The sequence below is a fragment of the Pseudomonas sp. PA-7-1E genome (genome assembly GCF_021605325.1).
GTDB lineage: Bacteria > Pseudomonadota > Gammaproteobacteria > Pseudomonadales > Pseudomonadaceae > Aquipseudomonas > Aquipseudomonas fluorescens_BV.
In genome coordinates this window covers 1-20,503 of the sequence record NZ_WKFA01000068.1, presented here as the reverse complement: position 1 = coordinate 20,503, position 20,503 = coordinate 1, and the positions used below count along the sequence as shown (strand labels likewise).

The window sequence follows — 20,503 nt, the reverse complement described above, 5'->3', positions numbered from 1 at the left end:
CAGGCCCAGTCAGCGCTCAACGGGTCGTTGCAAGGCACGCCGGTGGCCGGCGTTGTACCCATTGGGTCAGTTGTTCATGGGCATAGGCCAATTGCAGTACGGCCCTGTCGGCCTGGGCCGGGCCAATGATTTGCAGGCCCATGGGCAAGCCCTGGGTGTTGAAGCCCGCCGGGATGCTCATGCTCGGCAAACCGGCGAGAGTCGGGCCGATCACCACTTCCATCCAGCGGTGATAAGTGTCCATTTCACGCCCGCCGACGAGGCGCGGCCAAGGCTGTTGTGCATCGAAAGGGAACACCTGGGCGGTGGGCAACAGCAGGAAATCGTAACGTTCGAACAGCTTGCCCAAAGCGCGGTACCACTCACTGCGGTCCACCGACGCCTGGTAAACCTGCTGGGCACTCAAGCCCTGGCCGCCCTCCACTTCCCATTGCGCTTCGGGCTTGAGCAACGCGCGCTTTTGCGGGTTGGCGTAGGCCGCGCCGAGGTTGCCGTGCACCAGCCAATGGCGGTGTACCAACCAGCAGCGCCACAGGCGCGCCATGGAAAAGTCCGGTTGGCAGCTGTGCACTTCACAGCCCAACCTGGCGAAATCATCCAGCGCCGCTTCGCACAGGCTCATCACGCCATCATCCATCGGCAGATAACCGTTGTAGTCCCCCAGCCAACCGAGGCGTGCGCCGTTGAAGTCGCGTTGCAACGGCTGGCCCAGCACAGCGGGATCGTCCCTGGATGACAACGGCGCCCGGGGATCGTAACCGGACTGAATGCTCAGCAACCGCGCCACATCCGTTACGCTGCGCCCCATCGGGCCTTCGGTGCCCAATTGCTGCACGAACAGTTCCGGCATCGGCCCGTGAGGCACCCGCCCCTGGGAGGGGCGCAAGCCGAACACGTTGTTGAACGCCGCCGGGTTGCGCAGCGAGCCCATCATGTCGCTGCCGTCGGCCACCGGCAGCATGCGCAGCGCCAGGGCCACCGCCGCTCCGCCACTGCTGCCACCCGCCGCCAGGCGTGGGTCATAGGCATTGCCGGTGGTGCCAAACAGCGTGTTGTAGGTGTGGGAGCCCAGGCCGAACTCCGGCACGTTGGTCTTGCCGATGATGATCGCGCCACTGGCCCGCACCCGCGCCACGCTGATGGCGTCTTCGTTCGGTACATGCTCGGCGAACAGCGGTGAGCCCAGGGTGGTGCGCAAACCCTGGGTGGCCGCCAGGTCCTTGATGGCCTGGGGCATGCCATGCATCCAGCCACGGGAATGGCCCCGGTCCAACTCACGATCACAGGCTCTCGCCTCGGCCAGCACGGCCTCGCTTTCGCGCAACGACACCAGCGCATTCACGCCAGGGTTAAAGCGCTGGATCTGCGCCAGGTACGCCTGCATCACCTCTTCGCACGATACCTGCCGCCCATGGATGGCCCGCGACAGCTCAGTGGCATCCCAATCAACAATACTCAAGGCTTCACCTCTCTGGAAAACGGCAGCGGCTTGCTCGCCCGGGGTGCCTCGCGCATGCAGTAAGTGCCCAGCAGCGTCAGCACGCACGCAAACAATACATAAAACGACGGCGCCACTGCCGTGCCCAGCACCTTGCTCAGCCAGGTCACGATCAACGGCGCGAAACCACCGAACACCATCACCGCCACGTTATAGGCCACCGACACACCGGTCGAGCGCACCTCGATAGGGAACTGTTCGGCCAATGCCGTCGGCGCTGGCCCGAAGAACCCGCCAATCGCCGTGCACAACATCACCTGCATCACCAGCAGGCGCTCGATGGACGGCGCAGCGGCTACCCACACATACAAGGGGTAGACCATCACGAAGAACGCCAGGGTGAAGGCCATCAACACCGGTCGCCGTCCCAACCGATCCGAGAGCAGGCCGGACAAGGGGATCACCACGGTCATCAGCGCCACCGCAAACATCTGCACCATCAGCACCTGGTCCAGCGGCAGGCCGAGGTTTTTGTGGGCGAAGGTCGGCATGTTCACCAGCACCACGTAGAACGACACCGTCGCCCCGCAGGCCAGGCCCATGGACACCAGGATGCTGCGCCGATGGTCACGCAGCACTTGCATGAGGCTCGGCGCCGGGCCGGTGGCATTTTTACGCGCCTGGATGAACTCTTCCGGGTCTTCCATGTGCCGACGAATCCACAACCCCACCGGGCCGATCAACAAGCCCAGCACAAACGGCAGGCGCCAGCCCCACAGGTCGAGGGTTTCGGGCGAAAAGAAATGCGTGACCAACGCCACCATCGCCGCCCCGCCGAACACCGCCAGGCATTGCCCTACCAATTGCCAGGAGCCATACAAGCCCTTGCGATGGGCAGGTGCGCTCTCCACCAGAAATGCCGTGGCGCTGGCATATTCACCGCCGGTGGCAAACCCCTGAAGCATCCGCGCCACCACAATCAGCAACGGCGCACCCATGCCAATGGCGGCGTAGCTCGGCGCGAAGGCGATCAGCGCAATGGACACGGTCATTAGCCGGATAATCAACTGCATCGCGGCTTTGCGGCCTTTGCGGTCGGCATAGATGCCCAACAGGATGCCGCCCACCGGACGCATGAAAAAGCCCACGCCAAAGGTGGCCAGGGCCATCAGCAGCGACGCGTATTCGTCTTCCGAGGGGAAGAACTGCCGGGCGATGATACTGGCGAGAAAGCCGTAGACGATAAAGTCATACCATTCCAGCGCGTTGCCGATCACGGCCGCCACCACTTGGCGGGTGCGGGAAACGCCAGGCTTTGAAGTCTGCATGAGGAACACTCCATTCAACCGATACAGGGAAAGGGTCCAGCGGCAGAAAAAGATGAGGTCGTCAGGCAGGCTTGAGCCAGCTCTCGGCCAGCGCGCCCCAGTAGGCTGCGCCGGTCAGCAGGATGTCGTCGTTGAAGTCATAGGCGGGGTTGTGCACCATCGGTCGCGACACGCCGTTGCCGATAAACAGGTAACTGCCGGGGCAGCGTTGCAGCATCCAGGCGAAGTCTTCGCTGCCCATCAGCGTGCGGGTGTTGCCATCCACAGCGTCGGCACCGAGCAAGGCCACACCGACCTGGCGGGCGAATTCGGTTTCTTCGGCGTGGTTGACCAGCACCGGGTAGGCCGGCCGGTGTTCGATGTGCACGGTGCAGCCGAAGCTGGCGGCCTGGGTGTGGATGATCGCGTTGACCCGTTCCAGCATCTGTTCGCGCACCGTGGGGTTGAGTGCGCGCAAGCTCAGGCGCAGCAGCGCTTGCTGGGGAATCACGTTGGCGGCCTGGCCGGCTTGCAGCGCACCGACCGTAACCACGGCGGCTTCCTGGGTATCGATATTGCGCGCTACTACCGTCTGCAAGGCCATGACCATACTCGCTGCAGCCACCAGTGGATCGACCGTGAGGTGCGGCATGGAACCATGGCCGCCGACGCCTTCAAGGGTGACAGTGAGCAAGTCCTGGGACGCCATCATCGGGCCAACTCTTAATCCCAAATGCCCCGCCGGCAAGCCCGGCATATTGTGCATGCCGAACAGGCCGTCACACGGGAAGCGCTCCAGCAAACCATCCGCCAACATCGCCTCGGCACCGCCCTGGCCTTCTTCGGCGGGTTGGAAAATCAGGTTCAAGGTGCCGTCGAATTGCCGGGTCGCCGCCAGGTAGCGGGCAGCGCCGAGCAGCATGGTGGTGTGGCCGTCATGCCCGCAGGCGTGCATGCAGCCGGCATGTTGGCTGGTGTAGGCCGCGCCGGTGTTTTCGATGATGGGCAAGGCGTCCATGTCGGCGCGAATCCCCAACGTGCGCGAGCTGTTGCCATTGCGCAACACACCGACCACACCGGTCCTGCCGATGCCGGTGTGCACCTCGTAACCCCACTCCTTGAGTGACTGTGCGACCAGCGCTGAGGTGCGGTTCTCTTCAAAGCCGAGTTCGGGGTGGGCGTGGATATCGTGACGCACAGCGTGCAAGTCGCTGGCAACGTCGCTGAGCCAATCCAGGATGTGCTGGTGCGGGCGCATGGTGATTCTCCTCACAGGCGGGTGGTCCCGTTCTTGTTGGCGACACATCGACAGCTAAGCGCGATGTGCGCGTGAGGACAATCAAAGGTGGTTCCACCCTGTGGAACCTGAGGCCAACCATTTTCTTAAAATCTCTGGAGATCAAAATGTGGGAGGGGGCTTGCCCCCGATGACGGACTGTCAGCCAAAACATTTCCAACTGACCCACCGCTGCCGGGATCAACAGCGAAATGCCACCGGTTGCGAGGCCACGTACATAGCGTTAATCTCCCCACCGTCGCTGCTCATCAACGACCGGGCGTGGAATCCCGAGAAAGAAGCTCATTTTGGTTGTACCAAAGGAGCAAGCTTATGCCGTACGAAATACCCTCAGCCGAAACCATCGGCGCCGCCACCTTCGCAGACTGCGGAGAAAACAAAAGCCACCTGAAACTGTTCCGCGTCAACGCCGGGGTTCCGCTTGTGGAAGCCCTCGAACACGCCTCCCACGTGCTCTACTACGCCAAAATGCTCTCCCTTGAAGCTGCCATGGACCGCAGGGCCGAGAGGTTTGCGTTCGCCTCGCATTACTTGGGCGAAATGGGCAAAGCCATCATCGACGACCTGCTGCTGGCGATGCAGCCCGGCACTCCACCTGTGCAATAAGTAATACGCGCCCGGTGCACGGCATCGGGCGCCGCAATCCCATCAGATTAATACGACGAAACTCACGGAATCGTCTGACTTTACCCTAAGTAAATCCCTCTCCAAAGTCTGGCTTGCCACTGACTCTCCCTTGCTCGTTTACCTCGATTGAAATGCGTCACGCGTTAGTTTTCTTGTCGAGACGAGGAGGAAAGTACGGCCAAAAAACTTAATGGATAAAGGGAAAAACAATGAGCGTAGGTTATTTCATTGGCCTGGGTGACAAGACCACCTGCGGCGGGGAAGTGCTGGACGGAGATAAAAGAGTCAACATCCATGGCCTTCTTCATGCCTGCGAAGGTGATCGAGTTACCTGTGGCAAGGATGGGCAAACATATAAGATCGTCGGTGGCATTTCTTACATGAACAGTCATGGCCGGCTTATGGCCGGTACGTTGGATAGTTACAGCGACTGTCCCTGTAAAGCCGAGCTGATTCCTTCAGTGTTTTCAGCTCAATATGGTAAAGATAGCGGCGCTACGAACTCCGCCAGACGAGCAGCCGAACCGGTCCGAGCCACTACCAGTTGGGCGGCGCCTTCTCAAAGCGCTTACAAACCGCCAAGCCATTCAGTCCCGTCTGCATTTAACGGCCTATCGGGCCAGGAACCAGGTTTTTATATCGTGCCCAAAAGCACTACGCGCGAGGCTTTGGAGGCCACGCTTTTTCCAGTTCTTGACCCGGCTGTAATGCGCAAGTTTCAAACGCTGAATCCCAATACAGGTCACTTCAAAGCCGGCTCAATGGTCGTGCTCAGCGATCCGAACAACACCTCCTGCACTTATCAGGAAGCGCAGTTGATGCAGGCCGCTCAACAAGTCGATGCCTCCCTGGATTCCCTTACGCCGGACGAGGCCGACTTTCTGTATCGACACGGTGCCGAAATCGCCAGCTTCATAGGCCATACCTCAACCTGGCTCGGCGTGAGTGCGGTGGTGATGGAAACGCACCTGAATAACTTGCGCAACACCCTCCAGGCCATCGAGCGTCTACACCAACAAACTTATCGTCAGCACGGCCACCTTAAGTCGTCGCAGTTCTTCACGGATCGCCAGCGTCTTATGAGCCAGCTGGATGCTCATCTGTTGAATTCCACTCGGCTGCGTGGCCACACCACCCTGGGCGATCACCCCAAGTTGAAAACAGCCCTCGGCATTTCCAGTCGTAGCTTGGTGCACCATTGGGACAAGGCCGGTGCGCCGGGGCAGATTCCGGGATATGCCGCTCACGTGGAAGCAACGAGTCGTGCTACCCAATACATGAAGGCGGGCGGTTACATCGGGATTGGGATTGGCGGAGTGTCTTCGCTGATGGCTATTGAGCAGGTATGTAACGGCGAATCTGGGCCAGCTTGTGAGAAGGTCAAGTTTACTGAAGGCGGAAAATTTGGGCTTTCTACTGCCCTCGGCGTTGCAGGTGGCGCGATGGCTAGTTCTGCCAGTGGTCCGATCTGCCTGGCGATTGGCGTAGCCACTGGAGGTATCGGAGGCGTTGTATGCATCGCAGCTATAGTAGGGACAGGCGCATGGATGGGGACGACTGTTGGTAATATGACTGGCGAAGCTATCGGAGAAAAAATTTACGAAATGACTCAACCATGACCGGTATCGACACTTGGCCTCCCTGGGCTGCAATCTTTGTTTTGGGGGCCCCAGGTCTGCTCGCAGTTGCCGGGATTGCTCATAGTTTGCACCTGAGCCACCGTCATCTGGACGCATTAAAGGAGGCTTTGAAAAACAGTCGGTATATCTACCTATGGGGAGATAGCCTAGGAAAACGGGGCTTGATTTGGTCACTCTTGGAAATATCAAAAATCGCGGGGATGGTCGTGTGGCCGAGGGCTTATGTTCTTACCGGTGATGTAAATCCTGCTGATATCGAAACATTTCCAGCTCGTCTGAAACGGCGTCTGATCGTCAATATGACGCTGATGTTCACGTCATTCACATGGGGGGTAGTTGCCGCCATGCTTGTGAAGTTCAGGTAGCTCAAACGGGCCTCAGCCGAGGTCCGACATCAGCAAAAAACCAGCGCCGTTGCGTCCGCCAGCGCATATCCCCTGTGCGGGCTTGCTCGCGAATGCGCAATACCAGCCAATACATGTGTTGACTGACCCACCGCATTCGCGAGCAAGCCCGCTCCCACAGGAGGTGATGGGGTGTGTCAGGGAGTCAGGCGGCAGCCTTGGCGGTTGCCTATCCATCGCGCTGTATGCGTACGCCCCAAACCACTCGCCGTTACTTCACTGCGCTCAGGCGTGTCGATAAACGCACTGATGGGCACGTACTGCTTCACATACCCCAGGCAATACTGCGCCGGGTTGTTGGCCACGTACCGGCACGAGCAGTACTCCTTGGCGGTGTACGCCGCGATGATGTCGGGGAAGGCTTGCAGGTTGACGCGCTCGTGCCAAACCCAGCCGAACAATGCGAAAAGCAACACCAGTAAAACGCTGATGAACGGATGACGACGGATCATGAGCGCACCGCCGCCAGCACGCGTTTGAGCAGTTCGTTATGCCGGTAACTGCCATCCCGATCATCGCCGTAACGCACGATCACCAGGTGTTCGTCGGGCAGCACAAACAGCGCCTGGCCCCAGTGCCCCAGCGCGGCGAAGGTAGTGGCCGGTGCGTCGGGCCAGGGTTGGGGGGCGCCGGTGTTGAGCCACCAATGGCCGCCCGGCACAGCTTCATCCTGGCCGACTTTGTAGCGGTCGAAGGGCCGGCGGTTGAAGGTGACCCAGTCCTTGGGCAGCAGTTGCCGCACGCCCCAGCGCCCATCCCGCGCCATCAGTAAACCTACTCGTGCCAGATCCCGGGCCGTGAGGTAGGCATAGGACGACGCGACAAACGTTTCATCGGCGTCGGTTTCCCAGGTTGCGTCGCGAATGCCCAGGGGCTGGAACAGCGCGTCCCACGGGTAGGTCATGTAGGCCTTGTGGCCGAGCATGCCCTTGAGCGCAGCGGACAGGATAGTGCTGTCGCCACTGGAATAACGGAAAGCCTGGCCAGGAACGGCGGCGGCCTCGGTATCCGCCGCGAATTGCGCCATGTCGGTGTGGCCACGGGTGTAGAGCATCGCCACCACCGAGGATTTCAACGGGGCGTACTCGTAGTCTTCCTGCCAGTCCAACCCGGAGGCCCAGTGCAGCAGGTCGGCCATGCTCACTTTGGGGTGCTGCTTCATCGGTGGGTAGAAACGTGCGACAGGGTCGCCGAGTTTGAAGCGGCCTTGCCCGTAGGCCACGCCCAGCACGGTAGCCATCAGGCTTTTGCTGACGGACCAGGTCAGGTGCGGTGTGCTGGCAGTGGTGGGCGCGGCGTAGCGTTCATAGATGATTTCGCCATCCCGAATGACCAGCAACGCATCGGTGCGAATACCGTTGCGGGTGGCATCGTCACGAGGTGGGAAAGCGTAGGCGTCCAGGGCATCGACAGCGGGACCGGTGAGGGTTGTGCCCACGGCCCACTCCTTTTCAGGCCAGATTTCAGCGCGAGCATTCACGGCGACAAACAGCAGGGCAACGCACAACAGGCCTCGGACCATGGACGCAAACTCAAGGGGGCATTCAAGCCCGCGAGCCTAGCTCACGCCAGTGACAGATTTGCGACAAGGGGGCTGTCATCCAACCGTCACCGTAACTTCATGGAGCTGACACCGAGGCTACATAGCCTGACTTTGGACAACAAAGTCGACTGGCCGCAACCTGGCCGGCACCCGGAGACTCGCTATGACTCAGATCGCCCGCATCAGCGACAAAGGCAATGAACGCCGTCTGCAAGCCGAACGCCTGGTAGGCGCACAGGCATTGCAGGAAGCCCAGGCCCTGCGGTTCAACGTGTTCAGCGGCGAGTTCAACGCCAAGCTGAAAGGCGCGGAATTGGGTCTGGACATGGATGACTATGATGTTCACTGCAGCCATATCGGCGTGCGGGATTTGAACAGCGGTCGACTCGTCGCGACTACCCGTCTGCTCGACCACCAAGCCGCCAGCACCCTGGGCCGGTTCTACAGTGAAGAAGAATTCAGCCTGCATGGCCTGCTGCACTTGCAGGGCCCGATCCTGGAGATTGGCCGCACCTGCGTCGACCCGGCCTATCGCAATGGCGGCACCATCGCGGTGTTGTGGGGCGAGTTGGCCGAAGTGCTCAACCAGGGCGGCTACAGCTACCTGATGGGCTGCGCGAGCATCCCGATGCACGATGGCGGCATCCAGGCCCACGCGATCATGCAGCGCTTGCGCGAGCGCTACCTGTGCAACGAACACCTGCGCGCCGAACCGAAAAAACCACTGCCGGCCCTGGACTTGCCGTCCAACGTCATCGCCGAAATGCCGCCGCTGCTCAAGGCCTACATGCGCCTGGGCGCGAAGATCTGCGGCGAGCCGTGCTGGGATGAAGACTTCCAGGTAGCAGACGTGTTTATCCTGCTCAAGCGCGACGAGTTGTGCCCGCGCTACGCGCGCCACTTCAAGGCGGCCATGTGATGAACCGCCTGCGCATTTACGGGCGCATCGCCCGCGTGCTGTTGGTGGTGGGGCTGGGGTTGAGCATGGCCAGTGTGTTTGGCCTGTTCGAGCGCCTGGGCGTGGCTAACTCGATGGTGCGGCGCCAGCGTTGGTCGCGCTTCTTTATGGCGCGACTGACCAACGCCCTGCCCTTTCGCGTGACGGTGCATGGCGAGTTGCCGCAAACGCCGATGCTGTGGGTGAGCAATCATGTGTCGTGGACGGATATTCCGTTGCTGGGCATGGTGGCGCCGATGTCGTTTTTGTCCAAGGCCGAGGTGCGCACCTGGCCGGTGGCCGGCTGGCTGGCGGCCAAGGCTGGCAGCCTGTTTATTCGTCGCGGATCAGGTGACAGCCAACTGATCCGCAAGCAAATGACCCGTCATCTGGAGCAACAGCACCCCTTGCTGATGTTCCCCGAAGGCACCACCACCGATGGGCGCGGCCTGCGCACGTTCCACGGGCGCTTGCTGGCCAGCGCGATCGATGCGGATGTATCACTGCAGCCGGTAGCGATTCGGTATCTGCGCGACGGCCAAGTCGACCCGCTGGCACCCTTTATTGGCGATGATGATTTGCTCTCGCACCTGATGCGCTTGTTTTCCAATGACCGCGGCGATGTGGAGATTCATGTGCTCAAGCCGATTGCCTGCGCCGGGCAGGAACGTGCGGCGTTGGCGTATCAGGCGCAGCAGGCGGTGCAGAAGGCATTGTTCGGCCCGGTGCCGGAAACCGAGCAAGTGGCCGCTCGGCCTGCATTCGCAGCCTGAAGCAATGTGAACTCAATCCAAATGTGGGAGCTGGCTTGCCTGCGATGGCGGTGGGTCAGCCATAACATCAACCGGTAGGCCGCTATCGCCGACAGGCCAGCTCCCACATTCAGATCTCAATAGTCAGTTGAGATTGCGCAAATTTCTGCAACTCTGGGTAGAACAGTCGAAAGTCCTCACTCAACGGCTCATACAAAACCCGCAACTCCTGCATCGCATACCCCAGTTCCTCAGGCTGTGTCAGCCGCCGCGAAATCCCGCGCAGCACCTGCTCCATCACCGCAAACTCGCGGTACGAGCCCAACCAATCATCCGCGGCCATATACGGCGCAATCTGCGCCAGCCGCCCCGGCAACGCGGGTTCGGCCGCCAACACCTGATACACATGCGACGTGAAACGCTCCAGGGGCTGGTCGGCATACAGCGCCCAATCACGCGCCAGGCAATGGTCAAAAAACACATCGAGCACGATGCCGGCATAGCGCCTGCGGGTCTGGCTGAAACGCGACAACGCCTCCCCCACCAAGGGGTGGCTGTCGGTGAACCGGTCGATGGAGCGATGCAACTGGATCGCCGCTTCGATTTGCGGGCTGAACTGGCCCTGCAGGCGGCCTTTGACGAAGTCGCCATAGAGGCTACCCAGCAATTGCGCAGGAAGTTGGCCGCCCAGGTGCAGATGTGCGAGATAATTCATGCCGCGCAGTCTACCACTGCCACCCGCATATCGTTATAACCCGATATACCGATTCGACCTGATCTCAGATCAAAATCATATTGGTATATCGGAATATTACGATTTAAAGTTCGCCTCATCGCGATATAACGCTTTACGACACCGAGCACCCTGCCATGTCCATCGACCTCGACGAAATAATAAAAGCCCTGGCGCACCCAGTACGACGAGACATCCTCACCTGGCTCAAAGACCCGAAAGTGCAGTTCCCCGAGCAATTGCACAACCACGAATACGGCATCTGCGCCGGGCAGATCGACCAACGCTGCGGCTTGTCCCAGTCGACCGTGTCGGCGCACCTGGCCACCTTGCAACGGGCGGGTTTGATCAGCAGCCAGAAAGCCGGGCAGTGGCACTTTTTCAAGCGCAACGAGGAGGTGATCCAAGCCTTTCTCGCTGCGCTCATTACCGAACTCAGCGCACCGTAATCATCAAGGACACGTCCATGCCCCTCTCGCTACTCATACTGGCCCTGAGCGCCTTCGCCATCGGCACCACCGAGTTCGTCATCATGGGCTTGCTGCCCGATGTGGCGGCGGACCTGGGTGTGTCGATTCCCGGAGCCGGCTGGCTGGTCACCGGCTACGCCCTGGGCGTGGCCATCGGCGCACCGTTCATGGCACTGGCCACCGCCAGGCTGCCACGCAAGGCGGCGCTGGTAGCGTTGATGGGTATTTTCATTATCGGCAATCTGCTCTGTGCCCTGGCAAGCGACTACAACGTGCTGATGTTTGCCCGTGTGGTCACAGCGTTGTGCCACGGTGCCTTCTTCGGGATTGGCTCGGTGGTGGCGGCCAACCTGGTACCGGCCAACAAACGTGCGTCGGCCGTGGCGCTGATGTTCACCGGGTTGACCCTGGCGAACGTGCTGGGCGTGCCCCTGGGTACGGCGCTGGGCCAGGAAGCCGGCTGGCGCTCGACCTTCTGGGCCGTGACCGTGATTGGCGTAATCGCCTTGATCGGCCTTATTCGCTTCCTGCCCGCCAAGCGTGACGAAGAAAAACTCGACATGCGCGCCGAACTGGCCGCCCTCAAGGGTGCCGGTATCTGGCTGTCGCTGAGCATGACCGCGCTGTTTGCCGCGTCTATGTTCACCCTCTTTACCTACGTCGCGCCGCTGCTGGGCGATGTCACCGGCGTGTCGCCCAAGGGCGTGACCTGGACCCTGCTGCTGATCGGCCTGGGGCTCACCGTGGGCAACATCATCGGCGGCAAACTGGCGGACAAGCGCCTGGCGGCCACCTTGATCGGCGTGTTCATCAGCATGGCGGTGGTTTCCACGGTGTTGAGCTGGACCAGCGTTGCGGTGATACCGACTGAAATCACCCTGTTCCTGTGGGCCACCGCCTCGTTCGCCGCCGTGCCGGCGCTGCAAATCAACGTGGTGACCTTCGGCAAGGCCGCGCCGAACCTGGTATCCACCCTGAACATCGGTGCCTTCAACATTGGCAACGCCCTCGGCGCCTGGGTCGGCGGCAGCGTGATTGCCCACGGCTTCGGCCTGACCAGCGTGCCCCTGGCCGCTGCAGCACTGGCGATTCTCGCGCTGCTGGTGACCCTCATCACTTTCCGTCAGGGCGGCAACGCCGGCCTGGCCCCCGCGACCAACTGATCAACTTGAAAGAGAAGGTGTTTTTTCCATGACGACTATTTTCGATCCGATCACACTGGGCGACGTGCAACTGTCGAACCGCATCATCATGGCGCCGCTGACCCGCTGCCGTGCCGATGCAGGCCGCGTGCCCAACGCGCTGATGGCCGAGTACTACGTGCAACGCGCCTCCGCGGGGCTCATCCTCAGCGAAGCCACTTCCGTGACGCCCATGGGCGTGGGCTACCCTGACACCCCCGGCATCTGGTCCAACGATCAGGTGCGCGGCTGGGCCAACATCACCAAGGCCATACATGGCGCGGGCGGCAAGATCTTCCTGCAGTTGTGGCACGTTGGCCGCATCTCCCACGAGTCCTACCTGAACGGGGAAACCCCGGTGGCTCCGAGTGCGGTCCAGGCTAAAGGCCACGTCAGCCTGGTTCGCCCATTGGCCGACTACCCAACCCCGCGCGCCCTGGAAACCGCTGAAATCGCCGACATCGTCGACGCTTATCGCACCGGCGCCGAGAACGCCAAGGCCGCCGGTTTCGACGGCGTGGAAATCCACGGCGCCAACGGCTACCTGCTTGACCAGTTCCTGCAGAGCAGCACCAACCAGCGCACCGACCAGTACGGTGGTTCCCTGGAAAACCGTGCGCGCCTGTTGCTGGAAGTCACCGACGCCGCCATCGAAGTCTGGGGCGCCGGCCGCGTGGGCGTGCACCTGGCACCGCGTGCTGATGCTCATGACATGGGCGACGACAACCTCGCCGAGACCTTCACCTACGTCGCCAGCGAACTGGGCAAGCGCGGCATCGCCTTCATCTGCTCCCGCGAAAAAGAAGGTGCGGATAGCCTCGGCCCACAGCTGAAAAAAGCCTTCGGCGGCGTATACATCGCCAACGAACGTTTCACCAAAGACAGCGCCAACGCCTGGCTGGCGGCGGGCAAGGCGGATGCAGTGGCCTTTGGTATTCCTTTCATCGCCAACCCGGACCTGCCGGCGCGACTGAAGGCCGATGCGCCGTTGAACGAGCCGCACCCTGAAACTTTCTATGGCAAAGGCCCGGTGGGTTACATCGACTACCCGACGCTGCCGATCTAACGTACCCCGCAAACCCAATACTGTAGGAGCGAGCTTGCTCGCGAGAAACTAACAGGCGCCGCGTTCACTCAGGAAGCACGCGTTATCGTTGAAGTTTTTCGCGAGCAAGCTCGCTCCTACAGTGTCAGGAGCAAGTCCCCTCCCACATTTGTGCCTGTCTGTAGCCCCCCTGGAAACATCGCTTCACAGAACGGCAACAATATCGCTACAAAATACTTAGCCGGCTACCTATCAACCGCCCGCCAGGCCGTATATAAAGTCACCCCACAAATCAGCCAGAAGGACGATTGACCGTCCTTAGGCTTTACTGTTGACACAACGGGTTGCAATTACGCATTTTGTTTCAATTGCGCAGGCTGGGGCTCAGGCGCAGCATGTCCAGCCCTATATCAGCCCAGCGCTCGGCGTCCTGGTGCAGTTCAAAGCTATCGGGGACCAGCAGCCACTGGCCGATCAAACCGTGGATGAAGGCATGTATGCAGACAGCCCCACGGGTGGTGTCGAGATTTTCAGGCAGTTGCCCGCGATGAACCGCGTTACGCAACGTCAGGCTGATACGCAGGTTGCATTCCAGGCTGTGGGTCTGGCGTTGGCGGCGCATGTCACACATTTCATCGGTGAACTCGCACTTATGAAACAGAATCTCGTTGATGCGCCGGGTTTTCGGGTCCAGGGCCACTTCATGGTAGAGATGAATCAGCAGCTTGCGCATACAGCCCAGCGGGTCGACTTCATCCTCGCTTTCACTCGCCCGGGCCAATTCGTCCAGGGGTTCGTGCAGCGTATCGAGCAAGGCCTGGAGCAAATCGGACTTATTGCTGAAGTGCCAATAGATAGCACCGCGCGTCACTCCCGCCAGCGTGGCGATGTCCGCCAGCGTGGTGCGCGCAACGCCACGCTCATAAAAGGCTTGCTCGGCGGCTTGGAGAATCTGGCTGCGGGTTTCCTGAGCTTCCTCTTTGGTGCGACGAACCATGGCAGTAAAACCTCAATCAGAACACTTTGGACTATCGTTAACGCGACGTTAATAGACGCGAACGATCATCTGAATAATTGTGGGACGACACTGTCAAGAGCGTCGAACGTACTAGAATCGAGGCTTGCAGCGGTGCTTTGTCAACATTCCGCGAAGCCTGTCAAGAGTTTACAAACAACCATGAACGTAAGTATATTGCGTAGCAAGCTACTTATCCACTCACGGCTTGTTTTTTACCCTTCCACACTTCTTGTGCGCACTCTGCGCGCCTGACCCGAGGATCTTCATGCAACTTAAGCCAGCTGTTACCGCTCTGGTCACTGCCGTCGCCCTGGCATCGCTGCTCAGCGGATGTAAAAAGGAAGAAGCGGCACCGCCCGCTCAAACCCCTCAGGTCGGCGTGGTCACCATTCAACCGCAAGCCTATACCCTGACCACCGAGCTGCCAGGCCGCACCACGGCCTTTCGCATTGCGGAAGTCCGGCCGCAGGTCAACGGCATCATTCTCAAGCGCCTGTTCAAGGAAGGCGCCGACGTGAAGGAAGGGCAACAGCTCTACCAGATCGACCCGTCGGTGTATGAAGCCACGCTCAAAAGCGCACAAGCGAGCCTGACCCAGACCAAGTCCATCACCGATCGCTACAAGCAATTGGTCGAGGAGCAAGCCGTCAGCCGTCAGGAATACGACACCGCCGTTGCCAACCGCATGACTGCCGAGGCAAACGTTCAAACTGCCCAGATCAACGTGCGCTACACCAAGGTGTACGCGCCGATCTCCGGGCGTATTGGCCGTTCTTCTGTCACCGAAGGCGCACTGGTCAGCAATGGCCAGGCCGACGCCATGGCGGTGATCCAGCAACTGGACCCCATCTACGTCGACGTCACGCAATCTTCAGCTGAAATGCTCAAGCTGCGTCGCGACCTGGCCAGCGGCCAACTGGAAAAAGCCGGCGAAAACGCTGCCAAGGTCAAGCTGACCCTGGAAGACGGCACGGCCTACGCCCAGGACGGCAAGCTGGAGTTCTCCGAAGTGTCGGTCGACCAGACCACCGGTTCCGTGACCCTGCGCGCCGTGTTCCCCAACCCTGACCACGTGCTGCTGCCGGGCATGTTCGTACACGCCCAGTTGCTGGCCGGTGTGAACAGCAAGGCCATCCTGGCTCCGCAACAAGGCGTGACCCGTGACCTGCGCGGCATTCCGACCGCGCTGATCGTGAACAAGGACAACAAGGTCGAGCAACGCGAACTGGTTGCCAACCGTACCGCCGGTGCCTACTGGCTGGTGGAAAAAGGCCTTAATGCCGGTGATCGCGTCATCACCGAAGGCTTGCAGTACGTCAAGCCAGGCGCCGAGGTGAAGGTCACGGAAGCCTCCAACGCTAAACCCGCCGGTACTGCTGCAGCGCCTGCTGCCGCTGCTGGTCAAGGGGAGTAATCCATGTCGAAATTTTTTATCGACCGTCCCATTTTCGCCTGGGTAATTGCCCTGGTGATCATGCTGGTCGGGGCACTCTCGATCCTGAAGTTGCCCATCAACCAATACCCGGCCATTGCGCCAACGGCCATTGATATCCAGGTGACCTACCCAGGCGCGTCCGCACAAACCGTGCAGGACACCGTGGTGCAGGTCATCGAGCAACAGCTCAACGGTATCGACAACCTGCGTTATGTCTCCTCGGACAGTAACTCCGACGGCAGCATGACCATCACCGTGACGTTCAACCAGGGTACCAACCCGGATATCGCTCAGGTCCAGGTACAGAACAAGCTCAACCTGGCCACCCCACTGCTGCCGCAAGAAGTGCAGCAACAGGGTATCCGCGTGACCAAGTCGGTGAAGAACTTCCTGATGGTGATCGGTCTGGTGTCGGAAGACGGCAGCATGACCAAGGACGACCTCTCCAACTACATCGTGTCCAACATCCAGGACCCGATCTCCCGTACCGCGGGGGTGGGTGACTTCCAGGTGTTCGGTTCGCAGTACGCCATGCGTATCTGGCTCGACCCGGCCAAACTGAACAATTATCAGCTCACGCCAGTGGACGTCAGCAATGCCATCAAGGCCCAGAACGTGCAGGTGGCCACCGGCCAACTGGGCGGCCTGCCTGCCCTGCCCGGTACCCAACTGAACGCTACGATCATCGGCAAGACGCGCCTGCAAAGCACCGAGGAATTCGCCAAGATCCTGATGAAGGTGAACACCGACGGCTCCCAGGTTCGCCTGGGTGACGTCGCGCGCATCGAACTGGGCGGCCAGAACTACAGCATCAGTGCACAGTTCAACGGCAAGCCGGCTTCGGGTATGGCGATCAAGCTGGCGGCCGGTGCCAACGCACTGGACACTGGCAAGGCCATCCGCGAAACGGTCAAGTCCCTGGAGCCGTTCTTCCCGCCTGGCATGAAGGCGGTGGTGCCGTATGACACCACCCCGGTCGTGACCGAATCGATCTCCGGTGTGGTTCACACCCTGGTCGAAGCGATCGTGCTGGTGTTCCTGGTGATGTTCCTGTTCCTGCAGAACTTCCGTGCCACCATCATCACTACCATGACCGTACCGGTGGTATTGCTGGGTACCTTCGGGATCCTGGCGGCGTGCGGCTTCACCATCAACACCTTGACCATGTTCGGCATGATCCTGGCCATCGGCTTGCTGGTGGACGATGCCATCGTCGTGGTGGAAAACGTCGAACGGGTAATGGCCGAGGAGCACCTGTCGCCCAAGGAAGCAACGATCAAGTCCATGGGCCAGATCCAGGGTGCCCTGGTGGGTATTGCCCTGGTACTGTCGGCGGTACTGCTGCCGATGGCGTTCTTCGGTGGTTCCACCGGTGTGATCTACCGGCAGTTCTCCATCACCATCGTTTCGGCGATGGCGTTGTCGGTGCTGGTTGCCCTGATCTTCACCCCGGCTTTGTGCGCCACCATGCTCAAGCCGATTGATCCGGAAAAACACGGCCAGCCCAAGCGCGGCTTCTTCGGCTGGTTCAACCGCACCTTCGACCGTGGCGTACTCAAGTACGAGCGCGGCGTGGGCGGCATGATCAAGCACAAGATCCCGGCATTCCTGGTGTATGCGCTGATCCTGGCCGGCATGATCTGGATGTTCACCCGTATTCCAAGCGCGTTCCTGCCTGAGGAAGACCAGGGTGTGATCTTCGCCCAGGTGCAGACACCGGTCGGTGCTTCGGCTGAGCGCACGCAGAAAGTCGTCGACGACATGCGCGCCTTCCTGCTGAACGACAAGGAAGGCGAGCCAGGCGAAGGCAAGGCGGTGAAGTCGGTGTTTACCGTGAACGGCTTCAACTTCGCCGGTCGTGGCCAGAGCTCCGGGCTTGCGTTCGTGATGCTCAAGCCGTGGGATGAGCGTGATTCGAGCCAGTCGGTGTTCGAAGTGGCCAAGCGTGCCCAGGGTTACTTCTTCGGGGCCTTCAAGGACGCCATGGTTTTCGCCATCGTGCCGCCTTCGGTGCTGGAGTTGGGTAACGCCACGGGTTTCGACGTGTTCCTGCAAGACCAGGGTGGCGTCGGCCACGACAAGCTGATGGCTGCACGTAACCAGTTCCTGGGTGCGGCGGCACAAAGCAAGGTGCTGGCCGGCGTGCGTCCTAACGGCGTGAACGACGAGCCGCAGTACGAGCTGACCGTTGACGACGAGAAAGCCAGTGCCCAAGGCATCAGCCTGGCGGATATCCAGCAGACCCTGGCCATTGCCTTGGGTGGTAGCTACATCAACGACTTCATCGACCGTGGTCGCGTGAAGAAGGTGTATGTACAAGGCGACGCCGCCAGCCGGATGTCGCCCGAAGACCTGGACAAATGGTACGTGCGCAGCAACGACGGGAAAATGGTGCCGCTGTCGGCCATCTCGTCGGGCAAGTGGATCTACGGTTCGCCCAAGCTTTCGCGATACAACGGTGTAGCGGCGATGGAAATCCTCGGTACCCCGGCACCGGGCTACAGTACCGGTGATGCGATGGCCGAAGTCGAACGCATCGCCAAAGAACTGCCGGCCGGTGTCGGTTACGCCTGGACAGGCCTGTCGTACGAAGAACGCCTTTCCGGTTCCCAGGCGCCAGCACTGTACGCACTGTCGCTGCTGGTCGTGTTCTTGTGCCTGGCGGCACTGTACGAAAGCTGGTCGATCCCGATCGCGGTGATTCTGGTTGTACCTCTGGGTGTGATCGGTGCACTGATCGCCACCAGCATGCGCGGCTTGTCCAACGACGTGTTCTTCCAGGTGGGCCTGTTGGTGACGGTGGGCCTGGCGGCGAAAAACGCCATCCTCATCGTGGAATTCGCCAAGGAACTGCATGAGCAAGGCAAAGGCATCGTCGAGGCGGCTATCGAAGCATCCCGCATGCGTCTGCGCCCGATCATCATGACCTCGTTGGCGTTCATGCTCGGCGTATTGCCGCTGGCAATCTCCACCGGCGCCGGTTCAGGCAGCCAGCACGCAATCGGTACCGGCGTTATCGGCGGTATGATCACGGCCACTGTGCTGGCGATCTTCTGGGTGCCACTGTTCTACGCAACCGTGTCCGCCGCTGGCGAACGCAAAAAGAAAGACACTACTGAAACTCCTAAAGAGGCTGGCCAATGAGCAAGTCGCTACTTTCCCTAGCCGTCACCGCATTCGTGCTCAGTGGCTGCTCGCTGATACCTGACTATCAGCGTCCCGAAGCGCCGGTGGCCGCGCAGTTCCCGCAGGGGCCGGCGTATTCGTCGGCCCAGGCGCCGAGCCAGGCCGCTGCCGAGCAAGGCTGGAAGCAGTTTTTCCATGACCCTGCCCTGCAGCAATTGATCCAGACCGCGTTGGTGAACAACCGTGACCTACGTGTCGCGGCGCTGAACATCGACGCCTATGCAGCGCAATACCAGATCCAGCGTGCCGACCTGTTCCCGGCGGTATCGGCCACCGGTAACGGCAGCCGTTCGCGCACCCCGGCCAAGCTGTCGCAGACCGGCGAATCGACCATCGCCAGCCAGTACTCGGCGGGCCTTGGCATCAGTTCGTATGAGCTGGACCTGTTCGGCCGCGTGCGCAGCCTCAGTGAAGAAGCGCTGCAAAAGTACTTCGCCACTGAAGAAGCGCGCCGCAGCACCCAAATCAGCCTGGTGGCCAGCGTGGCCAATGCCTACCTGACCTGGCAGGCCGACAAGGAGCTGCTCAAGCTGACCCAGGACACCCTGGCCGCGTTCGAGCAAAGCTACAAGCTCACCTCGCGCAGCAATGAAGTCGGCGTGGCCTCGGCCCTCGACCTCAGCCAGGCACGCACCTCGGTGGAAAACGCCCGTGTGCAACTGGCGCGTTACACCCGCCAGGTGGCCCAGGACGAAAACAGCCTGACCCTGCTGCTGGGCACCGGCCTGCCGGCGAATATCGCCAGCAAGCCGCTGTCCGATGACCTGCTCAGCGAAGTGCCTGCCGGGTTGCCCTCGGACCTGCTGCAACGTCGCCCAGACATCGTGCAAGCCGAGTACAACCTCAAGGCCGCCAACGCCAACATCGGCGCGGCCCGTGCGGCGTTCTTCCCGAGCATCAGCCTGACCGCCAGCGCCGGTACTGCCAGCCCTACCCTGGGTGGCCTGTTCAAAGGCGGTTCGGGGACCTGGGCGTTTGCCCCGCAGATCAACATCCCGATCTTCAACGCCGGTAGCCTGCGCGCAAGCCTGGACTACTCGAAGATCCAGAAAGAGATCAACGTGGCCAACTACGAGAAGGCCATCCAGACCGGCTTCCAGGAAGTCTCCGACGGCCTGGCCGCGCGTGCGACCTACAAGCAGCAACTGGATGCCCAGCGCGGCTTCGTCGAGGCTAACCAGGATTACTACCGCCTGGCCGAGCGTCGCTACCGCATTGGTGTCGACAGCAACCTGACCTTCCTCGACGCCCAGCGCCAACTGTTCAGTGCCCAGCAATCGCTGATCACCGACCGCCTGGCGCAGCTCACCAGCGAGGTCAACCTGTACAAGGCCCTCGGCGGTGGCTGGAACGAGCAGACTGCGAAGAACGAGCCATTGAAAGAACAAGCACCGCCGTTGAAGTTGTTCTGATAGCGCGGGTGTGAAAAACCGCTTCCCTCACCGGAAGCGGTTTTTTTATGCCTGCATTGTTGCCCGTACAACTTACGT

At 60.7% G+C, this 20,503-nt stretch carries 18 protein-coding genes; 11 read left to right on the top strand and 7 right to left on the bottom strand.

The annotated features are described in order from the left end of the window. Nucleotides 1–16: 16 nt before the first annotated feature. The 3 genes from GIW79_RS26190 to GIW79_RS26180 form a co-directional block, all read right to left on the bottom strand. Complete coding sequence (locus tag GIW79_RS26190; protein WP_236455411.1) at nt 17–1,459, bottom strand: amidase; 1,443 nt, start codon at nt 1,457–1,459, stop codon at nt 17–19. After that, a complete protein-coding gene (locus GIW79_RS26185; RefSeq protein ID WP_236455410.1) occupies nt 1,456–2,766 on the bottom strand; it encodes a citrate-proton symporter in 1,311 nt (436 codons plus the stop codon). The genes GIW79_RS26190 and GIW79_RS26185 overlap by 4 nt, the downstream gene beginning before the upstream one ends. A 61-nt stretch (nt 2,767–2,827) precedes the next feature. Next, complete coding sequence (locus GIW79_RS26180; RefSeq protein ID WP_198791107.1) at nt 2,828–4,003, bottom strand: M20 aminoacylase family protein; 1,176 nt, start codon at nt 4,001–4,003, stop codon at nt 2,828–2,830. Between the two features lie 351 nt (nt 4,004–4,354). Here GIW79_RS26180 and GIW79_RS26175 point away from each other — a divergent pair, with 351 nt between their 5' ends. From GIW79_RS26175 to GIW79_RS26165, 3 genes are all read left to right on the top strand, one after another. Further along, the gene (locus GIW79_RS26175; protein WP_054899015.1) at nt 4,355–4,648 is read left to right on the top strand and encodes a DUF3077 domain-containing protein; all 294 of its coding nucleotides are present in this window, start codon (nt 4,355–4,357) and stop codon (nt 4,646–4,648) included. A 230-nt stretch (nt 4,649–4,878) separates the two neighbouring features. Then, complete coding sequence (locus GIW79_RS26170) at nt 4,879–6,288, top strand: PAAR domain-containing protein (protein WP_054899014.1); 1,410 nt, start codon at nt 4,879–4,881, stop codon at nt 6,286–6,288. Then, nucleotides 6,285–6,674, top strand: a complete 390-nt coding sequence (locus GIW79_RS26165; RefSeq protein ID WP_034125982.1) for a hypothetical protein — start codon at nt 6,285–6,287, stop codon at nt 6,672–6,674. Before GIW79_RS26170 ends, GIW79_RS26165 begins: the two co-directional genes overlap by 4 nt. A 176-nt stretch (nt 6,675–6,850) precedes the next feature. On the opposite strand, the gene GIW79_RS26160 is transcribed toward GIW79_RS26165, so the two are convergent. Both GIW79_RS26160 and GIW79_RS26155 read right to left on the bottom strand, forming a co-directional pair. Next, nucleotides 6,851–7,165, bottom strand: coding sequence for a hypothetical protein (locus GIW79_RS26160; RefSeq protein WP_054899013.1), 315 nt, complete (start codon nt 7,163–7,165; stop codon nt 6,851–6,853). After that, complete coding sequence (locus GIW79_RS26155; RefSeq protein WP_054921977.1) at nt 7,162–8,235, bottom strand: serine hydrolase domain-containing protein; 1,074 nt, start codon at nt 8,233–8,235, stop codon at nt 7,162–7,164. Before GIW79_RS26155 ends, GIW79_RS26160 begins: the two co-directional genes overlap by 4 nt. Before the next feature lie 184 nt (nt 8,236–8,419). Between GIW79_RS26155 and olsB the strand changes: the two genes are divergently transcribed. Continuing rightward, nucleotides 8,420–9,175, top strand: coding sequence for an L-ornithine N(alpha)-acyltransferase (olsB, locus tag GIW79_RS26150; RefSeq protein WP_003189352.1), 756 nt, complete (start codon nt 8,420–8,422; stop codon nt 9,173–9,175). Next, nucleotides 9,175–9,966 (top strand): lysophospholipid acyltransferase family protein, encoded by a 792-nt coding sequence (locus tag GIW79_RS26145; protein WP_032893104.1) that lies wholly within the window; start codon nt 9,175–9,177, stop codon nt 9,964–9,966. Before olsB ends, GIW79_RS26145 begins: the two co-directional genes overlap by 1 nt. 109 nt (nt 9,967–10,075) lie before the next feature. Here the strand turns inward: GIW79_RS26145 and GIW79_RS26140 are convergent, their stop codons facing one another. Beyond that, entirely contained in the window at nt 10,076–10,660 is a 585-nt protein-coding gene (locus tag GIW79_RS26140; RefSeq protein WP_181124964.1) for an acyl carrier protein phosphodiesterase, read from the bottom strand. Nucleotides 10,661–10,815: 155 nt separating this feature from the next. Between GIW79_RS26140 and GIW79_RS26135 the strand changes: the two genes are divergently transcribed. Genes GIW79_RS26135 through GIW79_RS26125 form a run of 3 tightly spaced genes read left to right on the top strand, consistent with a single transcriptional unit; the run spans nt 10,816 to nt 13,395 of the window. Beyond that, complete coding sequence (locus GIW79_RS26135) at nt 10,816–11,127, top strand: ArsR/SmtB family transcription factor (RefSeq protein WP_054899009.1); 312 nt, start codon at nt 10,816–10,818, stop codon at nt 11,125–11,127. A 17-nt stretch (nt 11,128–11,144) separates the two neighbouring features. Beyond that, complete coding sequence (locus GIW79_RS26130; protein WP_236455409.1) at nt 11,145–12,311, top strand: MFS transporter; 1,167 nt, start codon at nt 11,145–11,147, stop codon at nt 12,309–12,311. A gap of 28 nt (nt 12,312–12,339) precedes the next feature. Then, nucleotides 12,340–13,395, top strand: a complete 1,056-nt coding sequence (locus GIW79_RS26125; RefSeq protein ID WP_198791109.1) for an alkene reductase — start codon at nt 12,340–12,342, stop codon at nt 13,393–13,395. Between the two features lie 343 nt (nt 13,396–13,738). Here the strand turns inward: GIW79_RS26125 and GIW79_RS26120 are convergent, their stop codons facing one another. After that, on the bottom strand, nt 13,739–14,371 hold the full coding sequence (locus GIW79_RS26120; RefSeq protein ID WP_236455407.1) for a TetR family transcriptional regulator: 633 nt from the start codon (nt 14,369–14,371) through the stop codon (nt 13,739–13,741). 286 nt (nt 14,372–14,657) lie between these two features. Between GIW79_RS26120 and GIW79_RS26115 the strand changes: the two genes are divergently transcribed. From GIW79_RS26115 to adeC, 3 genes are read left to right on the top strand one after another with little or no spacing between them, the layout of a single operon-like run. Then, entirely contained in the window at nt 14,658–15,806 is a 1,149-nt protein-coding gene (locus tag GIW79_RS26115; protein ID WP_057975641.1) for an efflux RND transporter periplasmic adaptor subunit, read from the top strand. A gap of 3 nt (nt 15,807–15,809) precedes the next feature. Beyond that, complete coding sequence (locus GIW79_RS26110; RefSeq protein ID WP_034125973.1) at nt 15,810–18,971, top strand: efflux RND transporter permease subunit; 3,162 nt, start codon at nt 15,810–15,812, stop codon at nt 18,969–18,971. Then, nucleotides 18,968–20,425: an AdeC/AdeK/OprM family multidrug efflux complex outer membrane factor gene (adeC, locus tag GIW79_RS26105; protein ID WP_003189337.1), complete on the top strand. Its 1,458-nt coding sequence runs from the start codon at nt 18,968–18,970 to the stop codon at nt 20,423–20,425. The genes GIW79_RS26110 and adeC overlap by 4 nt, the downstream gene beginning before the upstream one ends. The last annotated feature ends 78 nt before the right edge of the window (nt 20,426–20,503 follow it).

Excerpts from the sequence above, each read along its gene's own strand:
- GIW79_RS26165 (WP_034125982.1), top strand. The coding sequence starts at position 6,285 with ATGACCGGTATCGACACTTGGCCTCCCTGGGCTGCAATCTTTGTTTTG.
- GIW79_RS26120 (WP_236455407.1), bottom strand. The coding sequence starts at position 14,371 with ATGGTTCGTCGCACCAAAGAGGAAGCTCAGGAAACCCGCAGCCAGATT.
- GIW79_RS26170 (WP_054899014.1), top strand. The coding sequence starts at position 4,879 with ATGAGCGTAGGTTATTTCATTGGCCTGGGTGACAAGACCACCTGCGGC.
- GIW79_RS26125 (WP_198791109.1), top strand. The coding sequence starts at position 12,340 with ATGACGACTATTTTCGATCCGATCACACTGGGCGACGTGCAACTGTCG.
- GIW79_RS26135 (WP_054899009.1), top strand. The coding sequence starts at position 10,816 with ATGTCCATCGACCTCGACGAAATAATAAAAGCCCTGGCGCACCCAGTA.
- GIW79_RS26185 (WP_236455410.1), bottom strand. The coding sequence starts at position 2,766 with ATGCAGACTTCAAAGCCTGGCGTTTCCCGCACCCGCCAAGTGGTGGCG.
- GIW79_RS26130 (WP_236455409.1), top strand. The coding sequence starts at position 11,145 with ATGCCCCTCTCGCTACTCATACTGGCCCTGAGCGCCTTCGCCATCGGC.
- GIW79_RS26160 (WP_054899013.1), bottom strand. The coding sequence starts at position 7,165 with ATGATCCGTCGTCATCCGTTCATCAGCGTTTTACTGGTGTTGCTTTTC.
- GIW79_RS26180 (WP_198791107.1), bottom strand. The coding sequence starts at position 4,003 with ATGCGCCCGCACCAGCACATCCTGGATTGGCTCAGCGACGTTGCCAGC.
- GIW79_RS26115 (WP_057975641.1), top strand. The coding sequence starts at position 14,658 with ATGCAACTTAAGCCAGCTGTTACCGCTCTGGTCACTGCCGTCGCCCTG.
- adeC (WP_003189337.1), top strand. The coding sequence starts at position 18,968 with ATGAGCAAGTCGCTACTTTCCCTAGCCGTCACCGCATTCGTGCTCAGT.
- GIW79_RS26110 (WP_034125973.1), top strand. The coding sequence starts at position 15,810 with ATGTCGAAATTTTTTATCGACCGTCCCATTTTCGCCTGGGTAATTGCC.
- GIW79_RS26155 (WP_054921977.1), bottom strand. The coding sequence starts at position 8,235 with ATGGTCCGAGGCCTGTTGTGCGTTGCCCTGCTGTTTGTCGCCGTGAAT.
- olsB (WP_003189352.1), top strand. The coding sequence starts at position 8,420 with ATGACTCAGATCGCCCGCATCAGCGACAAAGGCAATGAACGCCGTCTG.
- GIW79_RS26140 (WP_181124964.1), bottom strand. The coding sequence starts at position 10,660 with ATGAATTATCTCGCACATCTGCACCTGGGCGGCCAACTTCCTGCGCAA.
- GIW79_RS26145 (WP_032893104.1), top strand. The coding sequence starts at position 9,175 with ATGAACCGCCTGCGCATTTACGGGCGCATCGCCCGCGTGCTGTTGGTG.
- GIW79_RS26175 (WP_054899015.1), top strand. The coding sequence starts at position 4,355 with ATGCCGTACGAAATACCCTCAGCCGAAACCATCGGCGCCGCCACCTTC.